The 318-nt window shown below is 59.7% G+C and carries 1 protein-coding gene; it reads right to left on the bottom strand.

Annotation, left to right across the window (positions count from 1 at the left end; genetic code table 11):
* Positions 1 to 257: large conductance mechanosensitive channel protein MscL (gene mscL, locus EOA27_RS40300; RefSeq protein WP_127259175.1), on the bottom strand; the 257-nt coding region annotated here is incomplete at its 3' end.
* Between the last annotated feature and the right edge of the window lie 61 nt (positions 258 to 318).

Here is a 318-nt window from a genome sequence, read left to right as displayed (position 1 = left end):
ACGGTCATGAAGCTGCCATAGGCGAACACCGCGCCCTCCTTCTTGGCATCAGCCAGCGTTGCCGAATGGACGTTGGAGGACAGCCCGAAGAAGTAATTGTTGAAGTCCAGCCCGCCGAAGATCGCGCCGACGATCGGCATGATGATGTCGTTGACCAAGGAATCGACGATCTTGCCGAAGGCGGCGCCGATGATGACGCCGACGGCCAGGTCCATCACATTGCCCTTGGAAATGAACTCCTGGAATTCTTTCAGCATTCGACCCTCCTTGCCGTGGCGGGCCGCACTGCCGCCTCACCAGTTGTCCTTGGGCGCCGAC

This window comes from Mesorhizobium sp. M2A.F.Ca.ET.037.01.1.1 (assembly GCF_003998075.1).
Lineage (GTDB): Bacteria > Pseudomonadota > Alphaproteobacteria > Rhizobiales > Rhizobiaceae > Mesorhizobium.
The sequence above is the reverse complement of the archived record's forward strand: the minus strand, read 5'-3'. Positions and strand labels throughout refer to the sequence as shown.